This is a genomic window from Bradyrhizobium sp. Rc2d, assembly GCF_900099855.1.
GTDB lineage: Bacteria > Pseudomonadota > Alphaproteobacteria > Rhizobiales > Xanthobacteraceae > Bradyrhizobium.
In genome coordinates this window covers 41,184-65,036 of record NZ_FNCU01000006.1, presented here as the reverse complement: position 1 = coordinate 65,036, position 23,853 = coordinate 41,184, and the positions used below count along the sequence as shown (strand labels likewise).

The window sequence follows — 23,853 nt, the reverse complement described above, 5'->3', positions numbered from 1 at the left end:
AATGCTCTCCCGCTAATGTCTCGATAGCGCCAAGGCATTGGATTTGAACGGCCGCATGCCCGCTAATCCTGACCCAAGCGCACCTGTGGTGCGCCAGATCCAAACGGTCTCACGGATTCGTGAGCAGCTTCGCGGTAACGCGAGCTGCGCGCGGAGCGAAGCAGACCATGCGCCTTCGCCTGCCCGGGCGATGCTATCTCGAACAGGAGAAACTCCGATGTCTGCCAAGCATGTCGTCACGTCGATCGTTCTCGCCGGCGCGGTATCAACCGCCCTCGCCACCCTTGCCGCCGCCGGCCCGCTGACCAAGGCGGAGGGCGATGCGGCCATCGCCGCCAAGAAGGAAAAATGCTTCGGCGTCGCGCTGAAGGGCCAGAACGATTGCGCGGCGGGGCCGGGCACGACTTGCCAGGGCACCTCGACCGTCGACTTCCAGGGCAACGCCTGGAAGTTCGTGCAGGGCGGCACCTGCTCCAGCATCGAGCTGCCGAACGGCAAGAAGGGTTCGCTCAAGCCGGTCTAACGCGCTGCGTCGCACCCACGACAACATGGAAAAGCGGAGGAGACCATGACGACGGCAATCGTGCCCGACGTGTCTGCGGTGCCACTCCGCTACTCCGCTCCCATCGGCGGCGTTGCCGGGACAAGCTTCAAGCCGGAGCACCTCCAGGCCATCCTGAGCGCGGACCGGCAACGCGGCTTCTTCGAGGTGCACGCCGAGAACTACATGGGCGCGGGCGGCCCGCCCCATCGCGCGCTGGAGGCGATCCGCCGCGACCATCCGCTGTCGCTGCACGGCGTGTGCATGTCGATCGGTGCACCCCAGCCGCTCGACAAGGCGCATCTGGCCCGCTTTCGAGGCTTGGTAGCTCGCTACCAGCCGGCGCTGGTCTCCGAGCATCTTGCCTGGTCGACGCATGAGACCAGCTTCTTCAACGATCTTCTGCCACTGCCTTACACCGAAGCGACGCTGGCTTGCGTCTGCGACCACATCGACCAGGTGCAGGACGCGATCCGCCGTCCGCTGCTATTGGAAAACCCGTCGACCTATGTCGCCTTTCGCGAATCGTCGATGAGCGAGACCGATTTCATCCGCGCCATTGCCGAACGCACCGGCTGCGGGCTGCTGCTCGACATCAACAACGTCTTCGTATCCGCGACCAATCACGGATTTTCCGCGCTTGAGTATCTCGCGGAGTTTCCGCTGTCGCGCGTCGGAGAGATCCACCTCGCCGGCCATGCTGAGCAGGCCGACGACGAAGGCGACCTGCTGCTGATCGACAGCCATGACGGCCCGGTCGCGGATGCCGTGTGGAAGCTCTACGAGATCGTCATCCGGCGCCGCGGCGGCGTGCCGACGCTGATCGAATGGGACAGCATGATTCCGGACTGGCCGGTCCTGCAGGCGGAAGCCACCGCAGCACAAGCGATTCTGGATCGTTACGGCCCGGCCGCGCTGGTGGGAGACCGTCATGCCGCCTGAGCAGGATTTATCTTTTGCCGCCGCCTTTGCGCTGGGCCTGCTGGACCCCGCGCGGTCGGCGCCTGCGATCGTGGCGGGTCCCAACGGCAAGGCCGCCGGCAAGCGTTACGCCGTCTACCGCAACAATGTCACGGTGAGCCTGATCGACGCGCTCGCTGCGATCTATCCGGCGGTGCAGCGCATCACCGGTCCTGATTTCTTCCGTGCCATGGCGCGCTTCCACATCCGCAGCAGCCCGCCAACTTCGCCGCTGCTGTTCGAATATGGCCGCGAGTTTGCCGACTTCATCGCACGATATGCGTACGCGCAGACAATGCCCTGGCTTGCTGATGTCGCCCGCATCGAGCGGGCTTGGCTCGATGCCTACCATGCGCGAGACGCCGCACCGCTGTCGCCCGCCGGGCTCGCAGCCGTCGCCTCGGAGCGACTTGCCGATCTCGTCTTCATCCCGCACCCCGCGCTGCGAATCGTGCGCTCGTCATTTTCGGCGGTGACGGTCTTTGCCGCCAACCGCGAGGACGCACCGGCTGGGCGCATCGACGCGTCCACGCCGGAAGACGCGCTGATCACCCGGCCCGAACTCGACGTCATGGTGCGACGCCTTCCGCCCGGCGGCGCCGTGTTTGCCGAACGTCTGGCGTCGGGCGAGTCACTCGGCGGAGCCGCCGCGTCGGCGCTGTATGCATGCCCCGATTTCAATCTCGCTTCCAACATCACCGGCCTGATCGAGGCTGGCGCATTCACTTCGCTTGCTCTCGGAGACGCACGATGATCACCGACCAACGCATGACCGCAGGAAGCGGCCTGCCATCACTCGGGCTGCTGCTCGACAAGGCCAACGATTTGATACGGACGATTGCTGCGCCCTCGCTCGTTCAGCTCGTGCTGCGCGCGGCGCTCGCCGTTCCATTCTGGCGCTCGGGCATTCTCAAGTGGGACGGCTTTCTCAGACTCAACGACACCGCGGTGACGCTGTTCAGCGACGAGTTCATGCTGCATCTGCCCGGCGGGCCCTATCACTTTCCTGCGCCGACGGTGCTGGCCTTTCTGTCGGGATGTGGCGAGATCATGTTTCCGATCCTGCTGGTGCTGGGTCTCGGCACACGATTTGCCGCGCTCGGATTATTGTTCATGACCGTCATCGTCGAGCTCACCGTGCCCGACGGCTGGCCGCTTCACCTCACCTGGGCGGCCATGGCACTCGCCCTGATGGCTTACGGACCCGGGCACATCTCGCTCGACCATCTAATCTGTCGCGCGCGATCGCACGCGCGATAGGACGCTGCCGGGCTTACATCCCACTCAGGCCGCTGTCGACCGCGAGCGTCTGCGCGGTGACGTAGACGCTTTCGTCCGACAGGAAGAACAGCACGGCAAGGCGATGCCGGAGCCGGTCTGGTTCACATCTTTGCTGGCGCGGTGACGTCGCGATCCGTGCTAGCTTGGATCCCGTGTCCAGACCTTCAGCGAGGCAAGCATGTCCGACACCGACAAGGTTTTCGCCGGCTCGGTCCCAAAACTCTACGACGAATATCTCGTCCCGATGATCTTCGCCGAGTATGCCGACGACATCGCAGGTCGCGTCGCCGCACTTTCGCCCTCGGTCCTTCTCGAGACCGCCGCAGGCACCGGCGCCGTCACGCGCGCGGTGACGGCAGCGCTGCCGCCCGGCATCCGCTACGTTGCAACCGATCTCAACGAGCCGATGCTGGCGATCGCAGCGCAGCGCCAGGGTGAGGATCCCCGCGTTTCATGGCGCCGGGCGGATGCAACCGCTCTTCCCTTCGACGACGCCGAGTTCGACGTGGTCTGCTGCCAGTTCGGCGCCATGTTCTTTCCGGACCGCGTCAAGGGCTACTCAGAAGCAAGGCGCGTCTTGAAGCCAAACGGCACGTTCCTCTTCAATGTCTGGGACCGCATCGAGGAGAACGTGTTCGCCCACGATGCAACGATGGCGCTCGGCAAGTTGTTTCGCGATGATCCACCTCGTTTCATGGCGCGGACACCGCACGGCTATTTCGACCAGACGATCATCCGAGCGGATCTCGAACGCGCAGGTTTTGGCAACGTCTCGATCGAAACGCGGGCCACCATCAGCCGCGCGCCAACGGCGGACCACGTGGCGATCGCATACTGTCAGGGAACGCCGCTACGTGGCGAGATCGAAGCCCGGGATGCGAGCAAGCTTCAGGCTGCGACCGACGCCGTCGCTGAGGCGATCCGAATCCGCCACGGGTCAGGGCCGGTCGAAGCCAAGATCCAGGCGCTGGTGATCACGGCGCGCCGCGTCCGTCACGTACGGCCCCGGCGCGTGGTGGCGCGCCCGCTTACCACCAATTCCGCTGCATCGGCTGCGTCGATTGATAGTACTGGTACTGGCCACGCTGCCGGCGCGGATTGACCGGTTGCACATACGGATCGCGCTGCTGGAAGAAGAAGAAGCCGTTGCCGCCATTGTCCCAGCCGTCATCGCTCGCGATCATGGCCGGCGCGGTCGGCTTGCGCGTAATGAAGCCGCCCTGCGGCTGGTTGCTCAGCACCGCGACGAATTCGGTGCGGTAGTTGGTCTCGCTGCTCAGCGGCTCGTCCGAGATGATGATCGACGAGCGCGGCAACGCAGTCGGCGCGATGCGGTCGAGCACCTCCTGCGGGATGGTGATCCGGTCGAGCGCGTTCCTCGCCCCATCGCCGTTTTCAATCGTGACCACGCTCCAGCGCAGACCCGTATCGGTCTTCGCCATCGCCGTGAAGATGTGCGTGCCGAGCGGCAGGTCGGGATTGCGGATCGTGACGGGGACCTCGATGCTGGTGTCGAACACCTCGCCGCCGCCGTCGGGCGCCGGCTTGTGGGTGTTTCGCCGCACATACAGCTTCTGTGTCGCGCGGCTGATGTAGACCGAGACCGGCTCGAGCGCGAGCTTTGCGTCGGTCGCCGCCTTCACGGCGTCCGCCTTCCTAGTCGCCGCCGCCTTGGCGGCCTCCTTGGTGGCGGCGGCGGCATCGCGCTTCGGCTGCGCGGCGGCCTTGGCGGCATCGAGCTGCGTCGCTGCATCCGCAGCCTTGGTGGCGGCCTTCTGCTTCAACTCCTCGGCCTTGGCGCGAGCCTGATCGGTCTTTGCGTTCGCGAGCGACTTGTCGGCGAAGGCGAGCTCGGCGTCAGCGCGGGCCTTCTGCTGTTCCAGCTTGCGTAGCGCCGCCGGGAGCGAAGCAGCTTCTTTTGCGGCTGCCGATGCGGCCTTCTTGGCCTCGTCGGCGGCTCTCGTGGCCTCGTCGGCCTCGACGGAGAGCTTGTCGGCACGGCTCGGCGCCGCCGCCATGGCCTCCCGCTTCGGCATGAATAGCGACGGGTGAGAGAACTCGGTCGGGACCGCATCGTCCGGCGAGATGATCACGCGCATCCCGATATACGTCTTTTCGAACAAATTCTCGGCAAAGCCGAACGGCATCCGCACGCAGCCATGCGAGGCGGCATAGCCGGGCAGCGGCCCGCCATGCAGCGCGATGCCATTCCAGGTGATGCGCTGCATGTTCGGCATCCAGGCATCGTCATACATGGTCGAATGATGGTCCTTGTCCTTCTCGATAACGGCGAAGACGCCGGCCGGCGTCTCGCGTCCCGTGGTGCCGGTCGACACCGGCGCGCGCAGGATCCAGCCGTCGGCGTCGTAGAAGGTGACCTGCTGGCTCTTGATCGACACGATCGCCATGATCGGCTCGCCGGCCACACGCGGCGCCACCGCCTCGGCCGCCTGGCGGGGCTGCTTGGCCGCGGTCGCCGGGGCCACCGCTGCAAACATGGCCACTGCCGCAAGCGCAATGATCCCGGCAGGCCCCCGACGCCGCATCGCCCTGGTGGATTGCGCCGTCGTCGATCGGTTTTTCATGCCATCCTCGGTCGAACTGCCAGTCTGCCGGTGTCGCTCAAATGTCAAATTGCGATCTTTGACTTAAGAATTCGCAGCCGCCTTACGTTCCCTCTGTGGCGAGATTCGGCACGTTCCGGCGACAATCTCTCATATATGACGGTTCGCACAGGTGGAAGGCGGCCTCCGGCCGAAGCTGGCCCGAAGCTGGCCTCGATCGCTGCGGCAGAATGTCCGGATCGGCCGCCGGGGGCCGGCGTCTGGCGGCGACCACGCCCACTGCACAGCTAGACGCCGAGCGCCTTCCGGTTGAACGTTCGCAGGAGGCGCCGTGACAACGTTCGCACGTTCGCGACGTTCATCAGCCACGCCGCGGCGGCGTAAACGAGGCCACCGGCGAGGCTCACGACGATGAGCGACCCGACACCGGTGCCGCCCGTTTGCGATCGCGCCATCAGGATCGCGGCCGCCATCGCCGCAGCGGAAGCGGCAACAGCGGCGAGGCGGTTGAGGTCGAATGGGACCGGGTGAGCGCGATGCATCAGGACGACGGCAACGAGGAAGCCGATCGCCTCGGTCGCGAAGGTCGCCAGCGCCGCACCGTAGAGCCCGTAGCCGGCGACCAGCGCGAACATCAGGACGACGCTGACGGCTAGCGTGAGGACGGACTGCGCCGCCAGCATGAAGGGCCGTTCGGCGAGCTGGAAGCTGATCTGGACATAGAACTGATTGGCAATGCCGAAGAAGCGCGCGAGCACCAGGGTCGGCAGCAGCGCGGACACGCCGGCGCGGAAGTCGACGCCGACCAGTGTGCCGGCGACCTGGTCCGCTGCGAGCGCAAGCCAGACAGCGACCGGCGCAACGACGACGAGCAGCAGCTCGAGGCTCTCGGTCAGCCGCTCCCGCGTCACCGCATCGTTCTTCTCGGACAACGACCGAAACACCAGCGGCACGGTGGCCGCCGCGACGCTGGAAGCGATCATGACCATGAACTGGCGCGGCAGGTCCGCGGCGACGCCAAAAATGCCGGCGGCGTCCTTGCCTAGCAAATAAGCGACGATGAGGCGGTCGCAGGCAGAGTAGACCGCAACGGAAAGCCCGGCCAGCGTCAATGGAAGGCCGTAGCGTGCGAGCTGCATGAACTGACTGCGCTGGAAGCGTGCGATCTTGGTGCGGTCACCGACCAGATTCAGGATGATGCCGGTGAGCGAGCCCAGGCCGAATGCCGCGAGCAGCCCCAATCCACCCCAGCCGAGCCAGATGCCGGCGAGGCCAAAGCCGACGCTCGACACGCTGCGCACGATCGAGATCGCCGCGAAGCGGTAGGGGCGCAGCTTGGCGCGCTCGAACTCCTGGCCGACATCGACTGCATTGGCCATGATCGCGACGAACATGCTGGCGAGCAGCAGCTCGACGCTGACGTCGCTGCGGAATAGGAACACCAGTGGAGTGGTGGCGCACAGAACCGCGGCGGTCAGCGCAAAGGCGACCATGGCCGTACCGCGAAAATCCACCTCCGCCGACATCGCCTGATAGCGCGATACCGACAGCTTGATCCAGGCGAAGAAGATCGCGCCCAAGATTCCAGCAAGGCTGATGCCGACGACATAGACGCCGTACTCCGCCGGCGTCAGCAACCGCGTGTAGGCCGTGACCGCGAAGAACCCCACCGCCGCCGGCAGGATGTAGGCGACGAGATAAATGGAGAAATGGCGATTCAGCATGCGGACTGGGACCGGTTGCGGTCGTGAGGATTAACGAAGCGTTAAAACACTTGGACTTTGCTGGAACAATCGGACTGCGGCGCTGGCATCGGCAAGATAGCCGCATAAGCCTGCAAATCGGACCGCGAATGAAACGTTCGTGCGGTTATCGCGCGTTAGCGTTAAATTTGCCCTGTCCTTGAAGGGGCCGGCGGGATCACAGAAAAGAAGCAATGATAGCGAAACGTCGCCCGACTCCTCCGATGCGCTGATGTGACTGACATGGACGTTGCCGAACGAACACGGGCGAAGCCGACCTCTCGGCCGCATCGCGGCGCTGACGCGCCGCTGGTTCCGGCGACCCCAGGCATGACTGGCGGCGACAGGATGGTCCTCAACCTCTTCTTCGAAGAGCGGGACGACCGCTGGTTTCCGGGCGACCGCCACCTCCGGCCGCTGCTGCGGCGCTTGCTGCTGGGCAAGTCCTACGTCAGCGGCCAGCGGCGCGTGCTGCTCAATCTGTGCGCGGGCCTCGATCGGCTCGGCATCCGCTATCGCGTCAACGACTATCGCTACATCCAGAAGCACCCGGAGGAACTGGCCTGCATCATCGGCCGGCCGTTCGTGCTCGACTGGTTCAAGTGGAAGAACCCGCTTCTGCTCGGCGTCGCCATGTACGACCACCCGATCGATGCGCCGGAGAGTCTGAAGGACCTCGACGTAAAGCGCGTGCTGGTGCCATGCGCCTGGTACGCCGATATGTTCCGTCCGCACTGGCCCCATGTCGGCGCTTGGCCCGTCGGCATCGAGACCGAGTTGTGGACACCGGCGCCAACCGAGCAGAAGAGCGTCGACGTCCTGCTCTATGACAAGGTCCGCTGGGATTACGGACGGTACGATGTGGAGCTGATCGAGCCGATCCGCAGGTATCTCGAAGCGAGCGGCCGCTCCGTCGAGGTGATCCGCTACGGCTACTATAAGGAAGACGACTACAAAGCGGCGTTGGCGCGTTGCCGCAGCATGGTCTTCCTCTGCGAACACGAGAGCCAGGGCATCGCCTGCCAGCAAGCGCTGTCGAGCGGCGTCCCTGTCTTTGCCTGGGATCGCGGCGGGCCGTGGCAGGATCCAAAATATTTCCCGAACAAAGTGAGGTTCGAGGGCGGCGTATCCTCGGTGCCCTATTTCGACGCACGCTGTGGCATGACCTTCACCGATGCGGACGGCTTCAGATCCGGCTGGAACGGCTTCTGGTCGCAGGCTAGCGCCGGCGACTTCGCGCCGCGCGACTATGTGCTGGACAATCTGACACTCGAGAAGGGCGCGCTCCACTATTACGAGATCGCCGAAGCTGCGATGCAGAACCACGCGTGACGAGGCTCGACAGACGCGAATTCCTGCTCGGTAGCGCCGCAACGCTCGCAGCGGGCGCATCCGCGTCAGCAGTGCCGGCCGCGAAACGTGCCCAGCGCCGTCCGGGCTATGGCGCTGCGGCCACGCTATGGGACCTGCAAGCCGATCCGCGGCTTGGGGACGCCATCAGCACCTATTGCACGCAGGTGGTGCCGGTGCTCGAGCTGAAATGGCCGATGCTGCGGCCGGACGCGCACACCTTCGCCTTCGAGCGCGCCGACGCGATCCTGGATTTCGCACAGGCGAACGATCTGACGATGCGCGGCCACGCGCTCGCCTGGTATCACGACATTCCGGACTGGACCAAGCAGATCAAGGACGGCAAGGGAGTCGAGCGCGCCTTCGTCGACCACATCGGCACCGTGGTTTCCTACTACAAGAACAAGCTGACGTCGTGGGACGTCGTCAACGAGCCGATCCCCGACAATCCGAAGAAGATCACCGATCGGCGCGACACGTTCTGGACGCAACATCTTGGTAGTGGCTGGATTCCGCTGGCCTTCCGCACGGCCGCCGCGGCCGACCCCTACGTGAAGCTCGCGATCAACGAATACGACATCGAGTCGGCCAAGGACTCCTTCATCGCCAAGCGCGCGGCCTACCGCAACCTGATCATGGACCTGCTCGATCAGGGCGTTCCGCTTCACGCCGTGGGCTTGCAGTCGCATCTGCATGCCGAGCTCGAGATCGACAGCCACGGGCTCGCCGAGTTCGTCACCGAGCTGCGTTCCTGGGGTCTCGAGGTGCTCGTCACCGAGCTCGACGTCGACGATCAGAAGCTGACGGGGAGCCCGGCCGAGCGCGACGCCATCGTCGCCAAGCGCGTCGACGATCTGCTGACGGCCATTTCAGCCAGCGGACCGGTGCGCTCGATCCTGACCTGGGGCATCTCGGATCGCTACAGCTGGATCAACGGCACCTTCGCCCGCAAGGACAAGCAGCCGAACCGTCCCCTGCCGCTCGACGGCGAGTTCAAGCCGAAGCCGTTCATGGACGTGATCAGCAAATTCACGAAGGATGCTTGAGCGCGCTATTGTTTGAGCATGATCTTTCCGGAAAACCGCTGCACACTTTGCGCGAACGCGGCCCTTCGGGTCCGGATCATGCTCTAGCGCGCCTTCGGCACCTCGAATGCGGCCACCTCTCCCATATGGTCGGGGGACAGGCTCGGACTGCGCCGGTCGCGCGAGCTGAGGCGGAACACATCCCGGATGTCGTCGATCGAGGTCGACGAATAGGACTGGATGCAGAGCGCGACCTGTTCGGGTGAGGCGGCGCACATCATCGCTTCGATGGCCGGACGGTCGAGGCGCGTGTCGTCCCAGTGCGAGACCGCGATGCTGTCTTCCGTGACCTGGTGAGTGGCCAGGTGCGCGGGCGAGCTCGCGACGAAATGGCCATAGAGCAGGTACTCGGAAAACTTCTTCTTCCGGCACAGCGCCAGGACCCAGTTCAGCCCCGTCGCCGCCTTGATGGCGCCGGTCATCGCGCGCGCGGTATCTCTGTCCCACACCAGCGCGTTGCCGACATAGTCGTCCGCGGGGAAGGACCGGTCCTTCACGCCGAGGAGCTGATCGATCGTGCGCAGCCACAGGCTGTGCAGCGGCGCATCGGCAGCGATGGCCTTCGGCGTGACGAAGAGCGGCGTCTTCTCACGGCCGGCGTATTGGCCGACGTCGAATTCGCGAAAGAACAGATTGTCGGAATCCAGGATGCAGACGCGCTGCTCCGGCGCGTTGAGGACGCCGGCGATCTTCAGGATCTGCTGGATGTGCCAGCCGTGCACCGGTGACGAGAGCAGCGAGAGCCAGACGCGGCGGCTGCTGATGAACTTGAGGGCCGGCGGCAGCGCGAAGAGCCATTTCGGCAGGTAACGCGAGGCCGGGACGATGACGCGCTTGTCGGAACCGAAGCGCTCGAACAGCGGCACGTCCTCATCGTTAACGAGAACATAATGCCGCGTGTATCCCGAGAGCCAGGTGTCGATGCTCTCGCTGAGCAGCGAAAAGCGCTCGATATCCTTGGCGTAGCTGGCGGTCAGCAGGGCAACGGAATGCATGGGCGCGCTCGAATGGCAGTCAGGCCGCAGTCATAGCCGCGTCAGGACGCGTTGGATACGTCCATTCGCAATCAAGGTAAAATGAAACGAAGTATTAGCCATCGGCCGGCAGCCCCTGTTCGAGCCTGCGAAAGCGCAGCGGCGCCAATGCGGAGGCGCGCTGCCACCAGTCGGCGACGCGGTCGTCGAGGGCGGACACGCGGCGGCCCTGACCGGGAAAGATCCGGATCTGCTGCACCGCCTCGGCCTCAAAACCCCTGCCCTTGCGCGTGATCTTGAGGGCGGCACCTTCGCGGTCCCGCTGCGTCAGCGGCACCAGGAGCCGCCCGCGCGGACGGAGCTGCTCGAGCCAGAGCGGGTGCGGGTGCGCGAAACCAGCGTGGACGATGATGACGTCGGCGGGTTCGCTGATCTTCTCACATCCATCGCCATGGACCACCTCGACATTGCGATAAGCGCGGAGGTGACCCGCAGCGCGCTCCGCAAGCCGCTCGTCGCATTCGATTGCAAGCACCCTGCCCTTTGGGCCGACGATCTTCGACAGCACCGCAGAAAAATAGCCGAGCCCACAGCCGATCTGGACCACCCGGTCCTTCTCCCCGATCTCGAGCACGTCGATGAAGTGCGCCCACAGGCTCGGCAGCCCGGTATCCAGCTTGCGGCGCGCGTCGATCGCGACCAGCACATTGTCGTAGAGATGTATGGGATCGGCGCCCGGCGTCAGCCGATAGCTGCGCGCCGTCGCGCTCTTGATGCGCCAGGGTCCCCTTGGCAGAAAACCCTCGCGCGGGACGGTGGCGAGCGCTTCGAGCAGGCGCTTTGAGGCAATCCGCTCGCGCTTTGCGATTGTCTCGGCGTAACGCGCACGCGCTGCGGCAAGATCGCTCATGTCAAGGGTCGACCTGCTCGCGGACGAGCGCGTCCGCACCGAGCTCGTTGACCAGCTGCATCGCCTGCTTCAGGTCCGGCGTGTAGAAACCTTCGCTGAACCTGCCGACGATGGGCACGAGCAGGAGCCTTGCGTGCTCGCGCCTGCCGGCCTGGTGCGACAGCCGCGCGAGGCTGACGGCGGTACGAAGCTCCCAGGACAATGCGCCCTGCTTGCGTGCGGTCTCCAGCGACAGGGCGAACATATCCTCGGCCTCCCGCACTGATGCCGGGTCGCCGTCCGACAGCGTGATCTCGCCTTGCAGGCGATAGACTTCGGCGAGGTAGGAGTGATCGCCGGTTCGTCTTGCGGTCGCGAGCGCACCATCCAGCGCGCGCAAGGCGGCATCGCGCATCCCGACCTTGGCATAGGCCTCCGCGAGCAGGCAGCGAAACCAGCAGCCGGCGAGCCAGGAATCCATCGCCTCATACTCGTCGAGGCCAAAGCGCATCTGGCTGAGGCCTTCGTCGGCTTCGCCGAGCTGAGCCAGCGCCCAGCCGCGCAGGATCGCCGCCTGCTGCTTCCAGTGCAGGAAATTGTGCTCGGTGGCGATGATCATGGCGCGGTTGGCGTGATCACGTGTGCCCTCGACGTCGCGCAGATGCTGGCAGAGATAGGCGCTGAACACGAGCGCGAAAGCGAGCGTGAAGGGATGGCGGATCTTCTCGGCGTTCGCGATCGCCTGCTCGCTGTGCTGGCGCGCCGCGTCGGGATGGCCGAGGAACCAGAGGAGATAACCGAGATAGGAGAGCGAGACGACGCCGGGATCGATGCCGTGGCGCTCCATCAGATCGGAGTGCAGATCGGGGCTGTAGAGGTTGATGCAGCGGTGCAAGTGATGCTGGGCGGCAGCAAAGCGGCCGCGATAGAGCATGGTCATTGCGATCGCGCGGTGCGCCTCGATCAGATAACCGGTTTGCTGCGACGGCTGCGCCCGCTGGTTCAGCCGCTCGCGCTTGGCGAATCTCAACAATTCGACGCTGAGATCGTGCGCACGCGTGAGATCGGCGCGGATGAAATGGCACACCCAGAGCCCGCGCGTGGCGGCGAAGGTCTTTTCGTCGTCGTCGAGCTGGTGGCCGAGCTCGAGCGCGCGGATGTAGTTCTCCTCGACCTCCTGCACGGCATAGCCCTTGGCGGCGATCAGCGCGTTGCCAAGTGCGATCCGCAGCTCGAGCTCCATCTCGTCGGCGCCCTGCATGCGCGCATTGGCCTGCACGACGCTGAGGCCGCGCCGCAAATGTCCGATCGCTTCCAGATTGGCGCCGCTCTTGGCCGCCTGCTTGCCGGCCTTGAGCCAGAAGCTGGCGGCGCCCTCGCTCTGCCCGGATTCGGTCAGGTGATGAGCGAGCAGCTCCGGTTCGCGCTCGGTCTTCTCGGGATACATCTCGGCGAGCACCTGGGCGATCCGGGAATGCAGCTTGCGGCGCTCGCTGTGCAGCAGACTCGCATGCGCGGCGTTCTGGATCATCACGTGCTTGAAGGAGTAGAGCGCGTCCGGCGGATGGCCGCGGCGCATGATCAGGCCCGCCTGCTCCAGATGATTGAGCGCGGCTTCGATCTGCTCGGCGGGCGTGTTGGCGACTGTGTGCAGCGTCTCGTAGGAAAACTCGCGACCGATTGTGGCGCCGATCTGTGCGATCCGCTTGAACGGTCCCATCCGGTCCAACCGCGCCATCAGCGAGTCCGTCAGGGTCGCCGGGATCGCGAGCTGCCGCCACGGGCCCGACAGCACGTAACGCCCGTGCCGCTCGGTCAGGAGGTTGGATTCCAGAACCGTCTTGGTCAGCTCTTCCAGGAACAGCGGCACGCCGTCGGTCTTGACGATGATCTCCTCGACGACTTCCTTGGGCAGCTCTCGCCCGGCGACGCGTTCGACCAGCGTCGTGCGCAACTGCCGGCTCAGACGGTTCAGCACCAAAGTCGTGACATGCGAATGCGCGTTCCAGCTCGGCTGGAATTCGGATCGCGCGGTAATGATGACCAGCATCGGCCGGTTCTGCACCCGGTCGACCAGGAGGTCGATCACCTCGCGCGAGGTCGGGTCGATCCAGTGCAGGTCCTCGAACACAATCACCAGCGGCATCTCGCGCGCAAGGCCGAGGAAGTGATTGACCAGCGCCGCGACGGTCGCATCCTTCTGCTGCTGCGGCGAAAGGTCGAGCCGCGGATAGCGGTCGCCGGTCGGTATCGACAGCAGCGCGGCAAACAGCGGCGCGACCTGATCGACGTCGCCATGCGCGGCGGCGATCGCGGTTTCCAGACTCGCCAGCGACTGCGTGGACGCATCCTCGCGGTCGAGACCGAGGGAGAATTTGAGCTGCTCGACGAACGGATGGAACGCCGTGGAGGTGTAGTAAGGCGAGCACTGGAGCGAGACTTGTCCATGCCGATCGCCGGATATCCGCTCGAAGATTTCCTGGATGATGCGTGACTTGCCGATGCCGGGCTCGCCGAACTTGACGACGACCTGGCCGTCGCCGTCCTTGGCCTGCTGCCAGCGCCCCATCAGCAGCGCGATCTCCTCCTCGCGGTTGACGAGCGGCGTCAGCCGCGTGCCCATGGCAGCGGCGAAGCGGGTCTCCACCCGCGAGGCGCGCATCACGTGCCAAGCTTGCGTCTTTTCGGAGATGCCCTTCAAGTCATGGACGCCGAGATTGCGGTAGTCGAACTTCCCCTTCAGCAGCGCTTGGGTCGAGGCGGAGATCACGACGCCGTTGGGCGGCGCCAGGCCTTGCAGGCGCGCGGCGAGATTGACGGTTTCTCCGACCGCGGAATCGCGCTCTTCGGTGCCCTGTCCGACGAGATCGCCGACCACGACGAGACCGGTCGCGATCCCGATGCGGACGGCGGGCGAGTGGCTCAGCGCACCACGTGGCTCGGTCGCGCGCGCGCTCGACAGCACTCGCACGATCTCGAGCCCGGCGCGCACCGCGCGCTCGGCGTCGTCCTCATGAGCGGTCGGATAACCGAAATAGACCAGGATACCGTCGCCGACGAAACGGGCGGCAAAGCCCTCGTAATGCTTGACCACGCGGACACAGGTTTCGCGGAAGCCCGCGATCATGTCGCGCACATCTTCCGGATCGAATTGAACCGAGAGCGAGGTGGAATCCACCATGTCGCAGAACATGGTGGTGAGCTGACGCCGTTCCGCGCCAACCTCCGCCCGCGCTTGCGGAGGCGCCACTGCCGCCGACGGCTCCGTCGTTTCAGCCTGGAATAGCGCCGACATGGCTCGCTGAAGCCGCTTGCGATCACCGAGCGGCAATCCGAGCTCGACTAGATCCGACTCGGTCAGGTCCGCCACGACGTCGAGATCGAGACGGTGCTGCGCGAACAGATCAGCGTAGTGGCCGAGACCGATGCCCTCGAGCCAGCGCTTCAGCCCGCCCTCCGTTCCCGTACCCGGCTCGTTCTCCAGCATGGTGATTTCTGCCCGACCATCACTCCGTCCTAGGGCTTTGGACCCCTCAACCACAGATTTTGGGGCCCGAACTTCACCTCAGACTGGACGCGTTCCCTAACTCCTGGAAAGAATAGCTCAATCAGATCAAAAGGGAATGGCGTTGTCGGACATTGCATCCGGAGCGAAACGGGAATCGGAAGGCGTAGGCGCCGAAATCAGGTCCTTTGCCCATATCGGCGGCCTTCTCGATTTCCATGCGCGGAAGATGCCGGCGGCACCCTCCCTCCTCGCCCCGGGCCGGCCGGCCCTCAGCTACAGCGCACTGGGCGAATTGATCCAGCAACTTGTCCGTACCTTACGTGGGCTCGGCATTGGTCCCGCAGACCGCATCGCCGTCGCGCTGCCGCGCGGCGCCGACAGCGCGCTGGCATTGATCGCAGTCGCCTCGAGCGGTGCCTGCGTCCCCATCAATCCCGATCTGACCGCGGACGAGCTGCAGCGCTATTTCAGCGAACTGAAGCTGACGGCGCTCGTGACCCGGGCCGACATGAACTCGGCGAGCCGCGACGTCGCCAGGACGCTCGACATCGCGGTCATCGATTTCGTGGCGGGGCCGGTGAACGATCTCGCTGGCTGCGCGTTCATCGGGCCGACGATCGGGCCGGCAAATTCCAGCGGCACCTCGCGCGGCGACGACCATGCGTTTATCCTGCTGACGTCAGGCACGGCGGCGCGGCCGAAAATGGTGCCGCTGACGCATCGCAATGTGTGCCTGTCCGCCCACAATGCCGGCCGCGTGCTGTCGCTCGCGTCCCACGATCGCCTGCTCAACGTCCTGCCGCTGTTTCACGCCCATGGTCTGATCTCCGGCCTGCTGACGGCGCTGGCCGCAGGCTCCAGCGTGATCTGCACCGAGGGTTTCGACGCGTCGTCCTTCTTCAGTTGGATGCGGGAGCTGCAACCGACCTGGTACACGGCGGTGCCGACCATTCATCGCGCGCTGTTGACGGCGGCGGAAGCTGATCCGGACCGCGTCCGGGCATCGTCGCTGCGCGTGATCCGCTCGGCCTCAGCTTCGCTGGCGCCGGCGATCCTCGAAGGGCTGGAAGCGACGTTCGGCGTTCCCGTGCTCGAGACCTACGGCATGACCGAGGCGGCCTCGCAGATCGCGGCCAACCCGTTCGAGCTGCGCAAGGTCGGATCGGTCGGCCGCGCGGCGGGCCCGGAGATCACGATCATGGACGAGACGGGCCGCGCAGTCGCGAGCGGCACGCATGGCGAGATCATGCTGCGCGGCCCCAACATGAGCCGCGGCTACTACAATGACGCGGCGGCGACAGAGGCCGCGTTCCGCAACGGCTGGTTCCGGACCGGAGATCTCGGCTATCTCGACGCCGACGGTTATCTCTTCATCGTTGGCCGCATCAAGGACGTCATCAACCGCGGCGGGCAGAAGATCTCACCGCTGGAGGTGGAAGAGGTCCTGCTCAGCCATCCGGCGGTGCTGGAGGCCGGCGTGTTCGCCGTCCCGCACGACAAGCTCGGCGAGAACGTTGCGGCCGTCGTGGTGCTGCGGCCGAATTCCGCGATGACCTCGGACCAGTTGCGCCAGTTCGCGCGAAAGCGGCTCGCTGCCTACAAGGTGCCGAGCCTGATCCGCAGCGTCACCGCGCTACCGAAAGGCGCCAGCGGCAAGGTCAAGCGCAATGCGCTGGCCGCGCTGATCGCAACATTGGACGGCTGCGACGAGGCCCGGCTACCGCGCAATGCGCTGGAGACCCAGCTCGCCGCGATCTGGGCCGGTCTATTGGAGCTGCCGCAGGTCGGCGCCGATCAGGACGTCTTCGCGCTCGGCGCGGATTCGCTCGCGGTGACGCAGATGCGCTCGCGCCTGCGCGAACGCTTCAACGTCGATTTCTCGTTCGAGGACATTTTCGACTGTGCCACGGTCACGGCTCTTGCGGCCCGGCTCGAGACCGCCGCAAGCCACCGCGAGGCGGCGCTGCCGGCATGGCGCAAGGCCATAGACGCGGACGCACCGCTGTCGTTCCAGCAGCAGCGGATGTATTTGCTCTCGCGGCTCGATCCGACCCGCTACAATTACAACGTCGCCGAAGTCGCGCTTCTCAAGGGCCCGGTCGACGTCGCGGCGCTTTCTGCGGGCCTCGCGGCGATCTGCGTGCGCCACGAGGCGCTGCGCTCGGTTTTCATCGAACGGCAGGGCGAGCCGGCGCAGCTTGTGCTGCAATCGCCACCGCAGTTCGAGCGGATCAAGCTCAAGCCGTGCCCTGCGGACAAGCGGATCGCAGTGATCCGGCGCGAGGCGCTCAAGCTCGCGCAACATCCGTTCGATCTTTCGCACGAACCGCCGCTCAAGGTGACGCTGCTGTCATTCGACAAGACGAGCCACGCGCTGGTGGTCAACGTCCATCACCTCGTGACCGACGGCTGGTCGCAACGGCTGTTCTGGGAAGAGCTTGCCGCCCATTATGCGGCCGCGCACAAGAGGAGCGCCGCCGCGCTGCCGCCACCCGCCTTCCAATATCGCGACTTTGCGCTGTGGCAGCAGAGCTGGGCGCAGACGCCAGCGGCAAAGGAACAGCTCGACTATTGGCGAACCCAGCTCGACGGCGTCACCATGCTGCCACTGCGAACCGACCGGCCGAGGCCGGAGATCTGGAGCGGGCACGGCGCCCGTCGCTATCTCGAATTCTCAAAGACTCTGTCGGCCGACCTGCGCACGCTGAGCCAGAACCAGGGCGTCACGCCGTTCATGACGCTGCTCGCCGTGTTCCAATGCCTGCTTTTCCGCCACACCTCGCATGAGGATGTCGCGACGGGATCGCTGATCGCCAATCGCAACCAGATCGAAAGCGAGCGCCTGATCGGGCTGTTCGCCAACACCCTGATCCTGCGCAACGATTTCAGCGGCGATCCGAGCTTCGGCGAGATGCTGCGGCGGGTGCGGCAGGTTACGTTGGACGCCTACCGCAACCAGGATCTTCCGATCGAGGAGGTGTTGCGCGCGCTCCAGGTCGCGCGCCGCAGCGACGGCAATCCGCTGTTCCGCATCATGTTCATCCTCCAGAACGCCTCGATCGAGGCGGCGCGCTTCCCGGGCCTCTCGACGCGGCGGCTGGAAGTCGATCCGAAAGTCGCGCGCTTCGACATCACGCTCGAACTGGTCGAGGCCGACGGCCGTTTCACCGGCTTCTTCGAATACGCGACCGATCTGTTCGACGCGGCGACGATCGACGGCATGGCCGCCCAGTTCAAGACCCTGCTCAAGGCGGCCATCGCCAATCCGGAGCAGCGCATCTCGCGCCTGCCGCTCCTGACCGAGGCCGAACGCCGGCAATTGCTGGCGAAAGGCCGGGGCGTGCCGGCCAATTTCACCACGCGCGGCAATTTGAGCGAACGCTTCGATCGTCAGGTCAGGACGACACCGAACGCTATCGCGGTGTCGGACGGACGCACGTCCCTGAGCTATCGCGAGCTGGCGCGCCGCAGCCAGGCGGTCGCGCGCTGGCTGACCCGCGAGGGCGTTGGTGCCGAGAGCGTGGTCGCCTTGCTGGCGGAGCGCGGGCCCGACCTGCTCGCCGCTATGATCGCGGTGCAGCGCGTGGGCGCGGCCTTCCTCAATCTCGATCCCGACCAGCCGACGGCACGGCTCGCGACCATACTCGGATCGAGCTGCGCCCGCGTGCTGCTGACCGGGCGGGCTCAGTCCGCCATGGTCGAGACGCTGATCGATCCGCTGGTCGAGCGCATCCATGTGGCCGAGCTCGAAGACGCGATAGCGCCAGGGACGACCAAGCCGGCCCGCGCCGCACCGCGCGCCGCCGGGAGCCTCGCTTATCTCGTCTATACCTCCGGGTCCTCCGGCACACCGAAAGGCGTCATGATCGAGCAGCGCGGCCTGTCGAACCATCTGGCCTCGCTCATCTCCGAGCTCGGGCTCACGGCCAGTGACGTGATCGCCCAGACCGCGCCGCAGAGTTTCGTCATCTCGGTCTGGCAGTTCCTGGCCGGGCCGATGGTCGGCGCACGCGTGCATATCTGCGGCAACGCGACCGTGCGGGACCCGATCCTGCTGGCGCAGAAGATCGAGCGCGAAGGCGTCACGGTGCTCGAGATCGTTCCCTCGCTGTTGCGGGTCGTCGTCGAACGGATGAACGAGGCGCAGATCCAACGCGCCTTCTCCAAGTTGCGGCTGCTGATCTCGACCGGAGAGCCGCTGCCCGTCGATCTCTGCCACGCCTGGTTCGCCCGCTGCCCGAAAGTGCCGCTGATCAACGCCTATGGCGCGTCGGAATGTTCTGACGACGTCTCCCTGCATCGCCTGACCAAGGCGCCGGCAATCGCGACCGGCAACGTTCCGGTCGGCGCGCCGCTGCCGAACACCCAGCTCTACGTGCTCGATGCAAACCTCCAAACGCTGCCGGTCGGCGTGACCGGCGAGCTCTGCATCGGCGGCGCCGGCGTCGGCCGCGGCTATATCAACGATCCCGCCCAGAGCCGCCACCGCTTCATGCCCGATCCGTTCACGCGCCGGGCGGGCGCGCGGCTTTACCGGACCGGCGATCTCGCCCGCCGCCGCGCTGACGGCACGATCGAATGCCTCGGCCGCGCCGACCATCAGGTCAAGATCCGTGGCTACCGAATCGAACTCAAGGAGATCGAGAGCGTACTTGCCGAGCATCCGAATGTGCGCGCCGGCATCGTCGAGCCGCGTCGCGAGGCGAGCGGCGATGTCAGACTGATCGCTCATATCGTCGCAAGGCCCGGCAGCACGAGCAGCGCCAGCGAGCTGCGCGAATTCCTGAAGGGCCGGCTGCCGGGCCAAGCCATCCCGTCCGCATTCCTGTTCCTCGATCAGGTGCCGCTCAATGCCCATGGCAAGCTCGACCGGTCGGCACTACTGGCGCCGGCGCAGCAGGACGTGTCCGGACCGGATGCGGCCGTGCCGGCGCGGCGCTTCACCGAGAAGGTGCTCGCCGACATCTGGATCGACCTATTGAAGGTCGAGAGCATCAGTGTGACCGACAATTTCTTCGATCTCGGCGGCCATTCGCTGCTCGCGGGACAGGTGATGGCGCGCGTCGCCCGTGCGCTCGGCGTGTCGCTGCCGATCAAGATCATCTTCGAGGCCCCGACGATCGAAGAGCTGGCCCGGCAGGTCGACGCGGCGGTGGCGGCGAAGCCGCGCAAGCCTGCCGCAAGCGGGATAAGGCAGACTGAAACGAGGCTGGCCGGCAGCAGTCCTCCGGCGCTCTCGATCGCGCAGGATCAGATGCTGCGGATCGAGCAGAACCTGCCGGGGCTGCCGCTGTTCAACCTGCCCTTCGCCTTCCGCCTCAAGGGCCCACTCGATCGGGACGCTCTGGCGCAGGCGATCGATGATATCGTCCGCCGGCACGAAGCGCTGCGGACCAGTTTCGACTGGAACGGCGAGGAGCCCGTCAGCCACATCGTCGCGCCCGGCGCCCTCGGCCGCGTCCTGGCCAATGAGGTCATCGGCGATGGTCTTCCCCACAACAACAAGCGGCGCAGGGCTCTGGAGCTCAGGAAGATCGATCTCCTGATCGAGCAGGAAACCTATACCCCGATCGACATCACGCGCGCGCCGCTGTTGCGCGCCCGGTTGTTGCGGCTCCACGATAATGATCATGTGCTGCTGCTGACGCTGCATCACGCCGTCGTCGACGGCTGGTCGATCGGCGTGGTGTTCGAGGAATTGTCGAACCGCTATGCGGCGCTGGCCGGATATCCGTCGGTGCCGCTGCCGAAACTGCCGCCGGCCTTTTCGGACGTCGCGCGCTGGCAGCGCTGGTGGTGCGGCACCGACGCGGCCCGCCGCCAACTCGCCGACTGGACCGAGAATTTGCGCGGCGCGGCGCCGCTCTTCGATGGCGAATCACGGCCGGGTGCGTCCACCGGGCATCATCCGGTGAGCCTCGAGCGTGAGCTGATCGGCCGGCTCACGGCTTTCGCCGGCCGGCATAACGCTACGTTGTTCATGTGTCTCCTCACCGGGCTGAAGGCGCTGCTGCTATCGCGGGCGGGCCGCACCGACATCTCGGTCGCCACCGCCATGGCCAATCGCGCCCAGCCGGACACTGACCGAATCATCGGCCCGTTCGAGAACACGGTGATCGTCCGCACCAAAATCACGCCGGAGCTGTCGTTCGTGCAAGCCTTGGCGCGGGTGCGCCAGAGCGTGCTGGACGCGCATGCCCGGCAGGAGCTGCCGTTCAACATCCTGGCCGACCATCTCGAGCAGGAGGGGGTAGATCCGGCCTCGCTGTTCCAGGTCTATTTCACCTTGCAAAATCCGCTGCGCCAGCCGCTCGATCTGCCCGATCTCGCGACAGAATCGATCGGCAACATCGCTCGCGAAGGCCAGCCGGTGCTGCCGATCGACCAGACCTGGCTGTCACTGATGCTCAAGGAACGCCCGACCGGAATCACCGGTTCATGCAATTACAAGCGGGAGCTGTTAGACGGCCGCATGGTCGGCGCCTGGATGGAGGATCTCGTCGCGTTGCTGGCGGCGGCGATCGCCGAGCCCAGCGCGCCTCTCGGCAAATTGCTCGACCGCAGAGCAGCCTGATTTCAAGCCGGAGGAAAACGCCGGCTCGTCGAAGCTGTGAATGATCCAGTTGCATCTTGATTATTTGGCGCCACCGCGCAAGATTGTTCGCGGGCTTTGATTTGCACGATTATTTTCAACCGGGGAAATGTTATGGGTTTCATCAAATTTACGAAGAAGACCTCGCTCAGCGAGGAGGACCGCAAGGCACTGCGAGAGCTGCTCAACTTCGAGAAAGACAAGCTCAAGCTCGCGCTGAAGGATGTCGACGACAGCCTTAAGGCTCTGCGCGGGGCCAAGAAGAAATCCAGGAAGAAGAAAAAGTAAGCGTCGGCCGGGGACGCGGCACGATTGTTTAAAAATCGACCACTCGCCTGTCGAGTTGGGGTCTCGCACAAGCTTGCGTCTGTAAACCGGCCAGCAATCGACAAGAATTCGCCCGAGTGGACCGCTAGAAGCGGTCTGCTCAATTGATTCTTGCGTCCCGCGCCGGGGGATTCCCTCCCGCCTGACGCCAAAGGCCTCATTGATGGCAGACGACGGAATTGAACTGTTTGTCGGACTGATCGAGACCATCGACGCGCCGGGGGCGGTCGATGCGTGCCGACGCCTGCTCTCGGTCGACGAACAGATCCGCGCCGACCGTTTCATGTTCGAGCGGCATCGACGGCAGTATATTTTCGCGCACGCCATGCTGCGCATGGCGCTCTCGCAGGTCGCCTCCAATGTCGCGCCCACCGACTGGTCCTTTGCGGCCGGCCGCTATGGGCGGCCGTTTGTCGCATCGCCCAAGACCTCGACCGCGCTGCATTTCAGCCTGTCGCATGCCGACGGCTGCGTCGCCTGCGTCGTGTCGCGGCATGAGGCCGTCGGCGTCGACGTCGAAACCGTGTCCCGGCGCGTCGCGCCGTTATCCACCGCGCTTCGCTTCTTTGCGCCAGAGGAAGTCGAAACCTTGCGCGGATTGCCGGAGCCCGCCGCGATCGACCGCTTCTTCGACTATTGGACGCTCAAGGAGGCCTACCTGAAAGCCAGAGGCTTTGGGCTCAACTTGCCGCTGGACGCCTTTGCGATGCAGGTATCGCGCGAGGGCATCGAGATCAGCTTCAAGCCCGATATCGCCGACGATCCGCATGGCTGGCGCTTCTCGCTGTGCTCGCCATCGCCCTCACATCGCCTCGCGATCGCCGACGGCTCCCGTGCGCACGGCGGCCTTCCCATCAGCCGCAATGCCTGGCCGCTCCAGGAAGCGGCTGAATGACGACCTCGCGGCCGCGCGTCTGTCGAGGCAATGACGTGTTTTCCGGCCTCTGCCCTAATCCGCCTTCGCCAAGGCTTCGGGCAAGGGCGGCAAGAGGCGGAGATCACCGCGCCTCTTCGAATCCTGCCAGCACAGAAGTCAGGTTCGCGCCCAAAATATCCGAGAGATAGCCGCCCTCCTGCACGAATACAGTCGGCAGGCCCATTTTCGCGATGGCCTGGCCGATGCGGCGGAAGCCCGGCGTGGTGACGGCCAGTCCCTTCAGCGGGTCGTGCTCGGAGGCATCGAGACCGAGCGCGATGACGAGGGCGCCAGGCGCAAAGGACTCGATCGCCTTGCGCGCGACGTCCAGCGCCTGGATGTAGCCGTCATCGCCGGTGCCGATGGCCAAGGGAATGTTGAGATTGGTGCCGAGGCCGGGGCCCTCGCCCCGCTCATGAGCATAGCCCCACACGAACGGATAATACGCAATCGGATCGGCATGGATCGAGATCGTGTAGACGTCCGGTCGCGCGTAGAAGATGCCCTGCGTGCCGTTGCCGTGATGGACGTCGACGTCGAGGATGACGACACGCTCATGCTTCTGCCGCAGATGCGCCGCTGCGATCGCGCTGTTGTTGAGGAAGCAGAAGCCGCCCGCCATGTCGCGATAGGCGTGATGGCCCGGCGGACGGCAGAGCGCATAGGTCGCATCCTCGCCGTCCATCACCATCTGCGCCGCGGTGACTGCAACGTCGGTCGCGGCACAGGCGGCCGCCCACGTGCCCGGCCCGATCGGCGCGGCGGTGTCGGCGGTGTGCCAGCCGAGCTTGCCGACGATGTGGGTGGGATAGGTCGCGGCGTGGCGCACCGGATGGATGTTGCCGATCATCTCCGGGCCGGAATCGCCAAGCGCAGTCCAGGCATCCCAAGCTTCGCTCAGGAACGACAGATATTCCGGACTGTGAATGCGCGCGCGGGGGCCCTGCCCGAATTTCGTCGGCTCGACCAGTTGATGCTTGCCGTCCTTCAATCCCTTGAGCAGGCGATCGGCGCGCTCGGGCTGCTCGGTGGTGCGCTTGACGACACCGCGGACCAGAAAGAATTGCGGATCATGGCTGCGATGCAGTTCGGTATGGACGGCTTTCACTCAAACACTCCGTGGG

16 protein-coding genes are annotated in these 23,853 nt (G+C 65.3%); 10 read left to right on the top strand and 6 right to left on the bottom strand.

Annotated features, from left to right (window positions below; translation table 11 throughout):
* Positions 1-217: 217 nt before the first annotated feature.
* The 5 genes from BLV07_RS10785 (at position 218) to BLV07_RS10765 (ending at position 3,884) form a co-directional block, all read left to right on the top strand.
* On the top strand, positions 218-523 hold the full coding sequence (locus BLV07_RS10785) for a BufA1 family periplasmic bufferin-type metallophore (protein ID WP_091884118.1): 306 nt from the start codon (positions 218-220) through the stop codon (positions 521-523).
* 45 nt (positions 524-568) lie between these two features.
* Complete coding sequence (gene bufB / locus BLV07_RS10780) at positions 569-1,483, top strand: MNIO family bufferin maturase (RefSeq protein WP_091884113.1); 915 nt, start codon at positions 569-571, stop codon at positions 1,481-1,483.
* A complete protein-coding gene (locus BLV07_RS10775; RefSeq protein ID WP_091884110.1) occupies positions 1,473-2,255 on the top strand; it encodes an HvfC/BufC N-terminal domain-containing protein in 783 nt (260 codons plus the stop codon). Before bufB ends, BLV07_RS10775 begins: the two co-directional genes overlap by 11 nt.
* Positions 2,252-2,761 (top strand): DoxX family protein, encoded by a 510-nt coding sequence (locus tag BLV07_RS10770; RefSeq protein ID WP_091884106.1) that lies wholly within the window; start codon positions 2,252-2,254, stop codon positions 2,759-2,761. The genes BLV07_RS10775 and BLV07_RS10770 overlap by 4 nt, the downstream gene beginning before the upstream one ends.
* Positions 2,762-2,960: 199 nt before the next feature.
* On the top strand, positions 2,961-3,884 hold the full coding sequence (locus BLV07_RS10765; protein WP_091884102.1) for a class I SAM-dependent methyltransferase: 924 nt from the start codon (positions 2,961-2,963) through the stop codon (positions 3,882-3,884).
* Here the strand turns inward: BLV07_RS10765 and BLV07_RS10760 are convergent.
* Positions 3,811-5,367, bottom strand: coding sequence for a L,D-transpeptidase (locus BLV07_RS10760; RefSeq protein WP_091884097.1), 1,557 nt, complete (start codon positions 5,365-5,367; stop codon positions 3,811-3,813). The two genes, BLV07_RS10765 and BLV07_RS10760, sit on opposite strands and share 74 nt — an antisense overlap.
* A 266-nt stretch (positions 5,368-5,633) precedes the next feature.
* Positions 5,634-7,070, bottom strand: coding sequence for an oligosaccharide flippase family protein (locus BLV07_RS10755; RefSeq protein ID WP_091884092.1), 1,437 nt, complete (start codon positions 7,068-7,070; stop codon positions 5,634-5,636).
* 261 nt (positions 7,071-7,331) lie between these two features.
* On the opposite strand from BLV07_RS10755, the gene BLV07_RS10750 reads away from it, so the two are divergent.
* Both BLV07_RS10750 and BLV07_RS10745 read left to right on the top strand, forming a co-directional pair.
* Positions 7,332-8,420: a glycosyltransferase gene (locus BLV07_RS10750; protein WP_091884088.1), complete on the top strand. Its 1,089-nt coding sequence runs from the start codon at positions 7,332-7,334 to the stop codon at positions 8,418-8,420.
* On the top strand, positions 8,417-9,484 hold the full coding sequence (locus tag BLV07_RS10745; protein ID WP_091884085.1) for an endo-1,4-beta-xylanase: 1,068 nt from the start codon (positions 8,417-8,419) through the stop codon (positions 9,482-9,484). Before BLV07_RS10750 ends, BLV07_RS10745 begins: the two co-directional genes overlap by 4 nt.
* A gap of 83 nt (positions 9,485-9,567) precedes the next feature.
* Here the strand turns inward: BLV07_RS10745 and BLV07_RS10740 are convergent, their stop codons facing one another.
* From BLV07_RS10740 to BLV07_RS10730, 3 genes are all read right to left on the bottom strand, one after another.
* Complete coding sequence (locus BLV07_RS10740; RefSeq protein ID WP_091884080.1) at positions 9,568-10,518, bottom strand: DUF6492 family protein; 951 nt, start codon at positions 10,516-10,518, stop codon at positions 9,568-9,570.
* A 94-nt stretch (positions 10,519-10,612) separates the two neighbouring features.
* Positions 10,613-11,407 (bottom strand): protein-L-isoaspartate O-methyltransferase family protein, encoded by a 795-nt coding sequence (locus BLV07_RS10735; protein ID WP_091884076.1) that lies wholly within the window; start codon positions 11,405-11,407, stop codon positions 10,613-10,615.
* Between the two features lies 1 nt (position 11,408).
* Complete coding sequence (locus BLV07_RS10730; RefSeq protein ID WP_091884071.1) at positions 11,409-14,873, bottom strand: ATP-binding protein; 3,465 nt, start codon at positions 14,871-14,873, stop codon at positions 11,409-11,411.
* 136 nt (positions 14,874-15,009) lie between these two features.
* Here BLV07_RS10730 and BLV07_RS10725 point away from each other — a divergent pair, with 136 nt between their 5' ends.
* From BLV07_RS10725 to BLV07_RS10720, 3 genes are all read left to right on the top strand, one after another.
* Entirely contained in the window at positions 15,010-21,468 is a 6,459-nt protein-coding gene (locus BLV07_RS10725) for a non-ribosomal peptide synthetase (protein WP_091884065.1), read from the top strand.
* A 132-nt stretch (positions 21,469-21,600) separates the two neighbouring features.
* On the top strand, positions 21,601-21,774 hold the full coding sequence (locus BLV07_RS47450) for a hypothetical protein (protein WP_176945470.1): 174 nt from the start codon (positions 21,601-21,603) through the stop codon (positions 21,772-21,774).
* A gap of 202 nt (positions 21,775-21,976) precedes the next feature.
* Positions 21,977-22,708 carry a 4'-phosphopantetheinyl transferase family protein gene (locus BLV07_RS10720; RefSeq protein ID WP_091884061.1) on the top strand — a complete coding sequence of 244 codons (732 nt, stop codon included), beginning with the start codon at positions 21,977-21,979 and terminating at the stop codon, positions 22,706-22,708.
* Between the two features lie 103 nt (positions 22,709-22,811).
* On the opposite strand, the gene BLV07_RS10715 is transcribed toward BLV07_RS10720, so the two are convergent.
* Positions 22,812-23,837, bottom strand: a complete 1,026-nt coding sequence (locus tag BLV07_RS10715) for a histone deacetylase family protein (RefSeq protein WP_091884056.1) — start codon at positions 23,835-23,837, stop codon at positions 22,812-22,814.
* Positions 23,838-23,853: the final 16 nt, after the last annotated feature.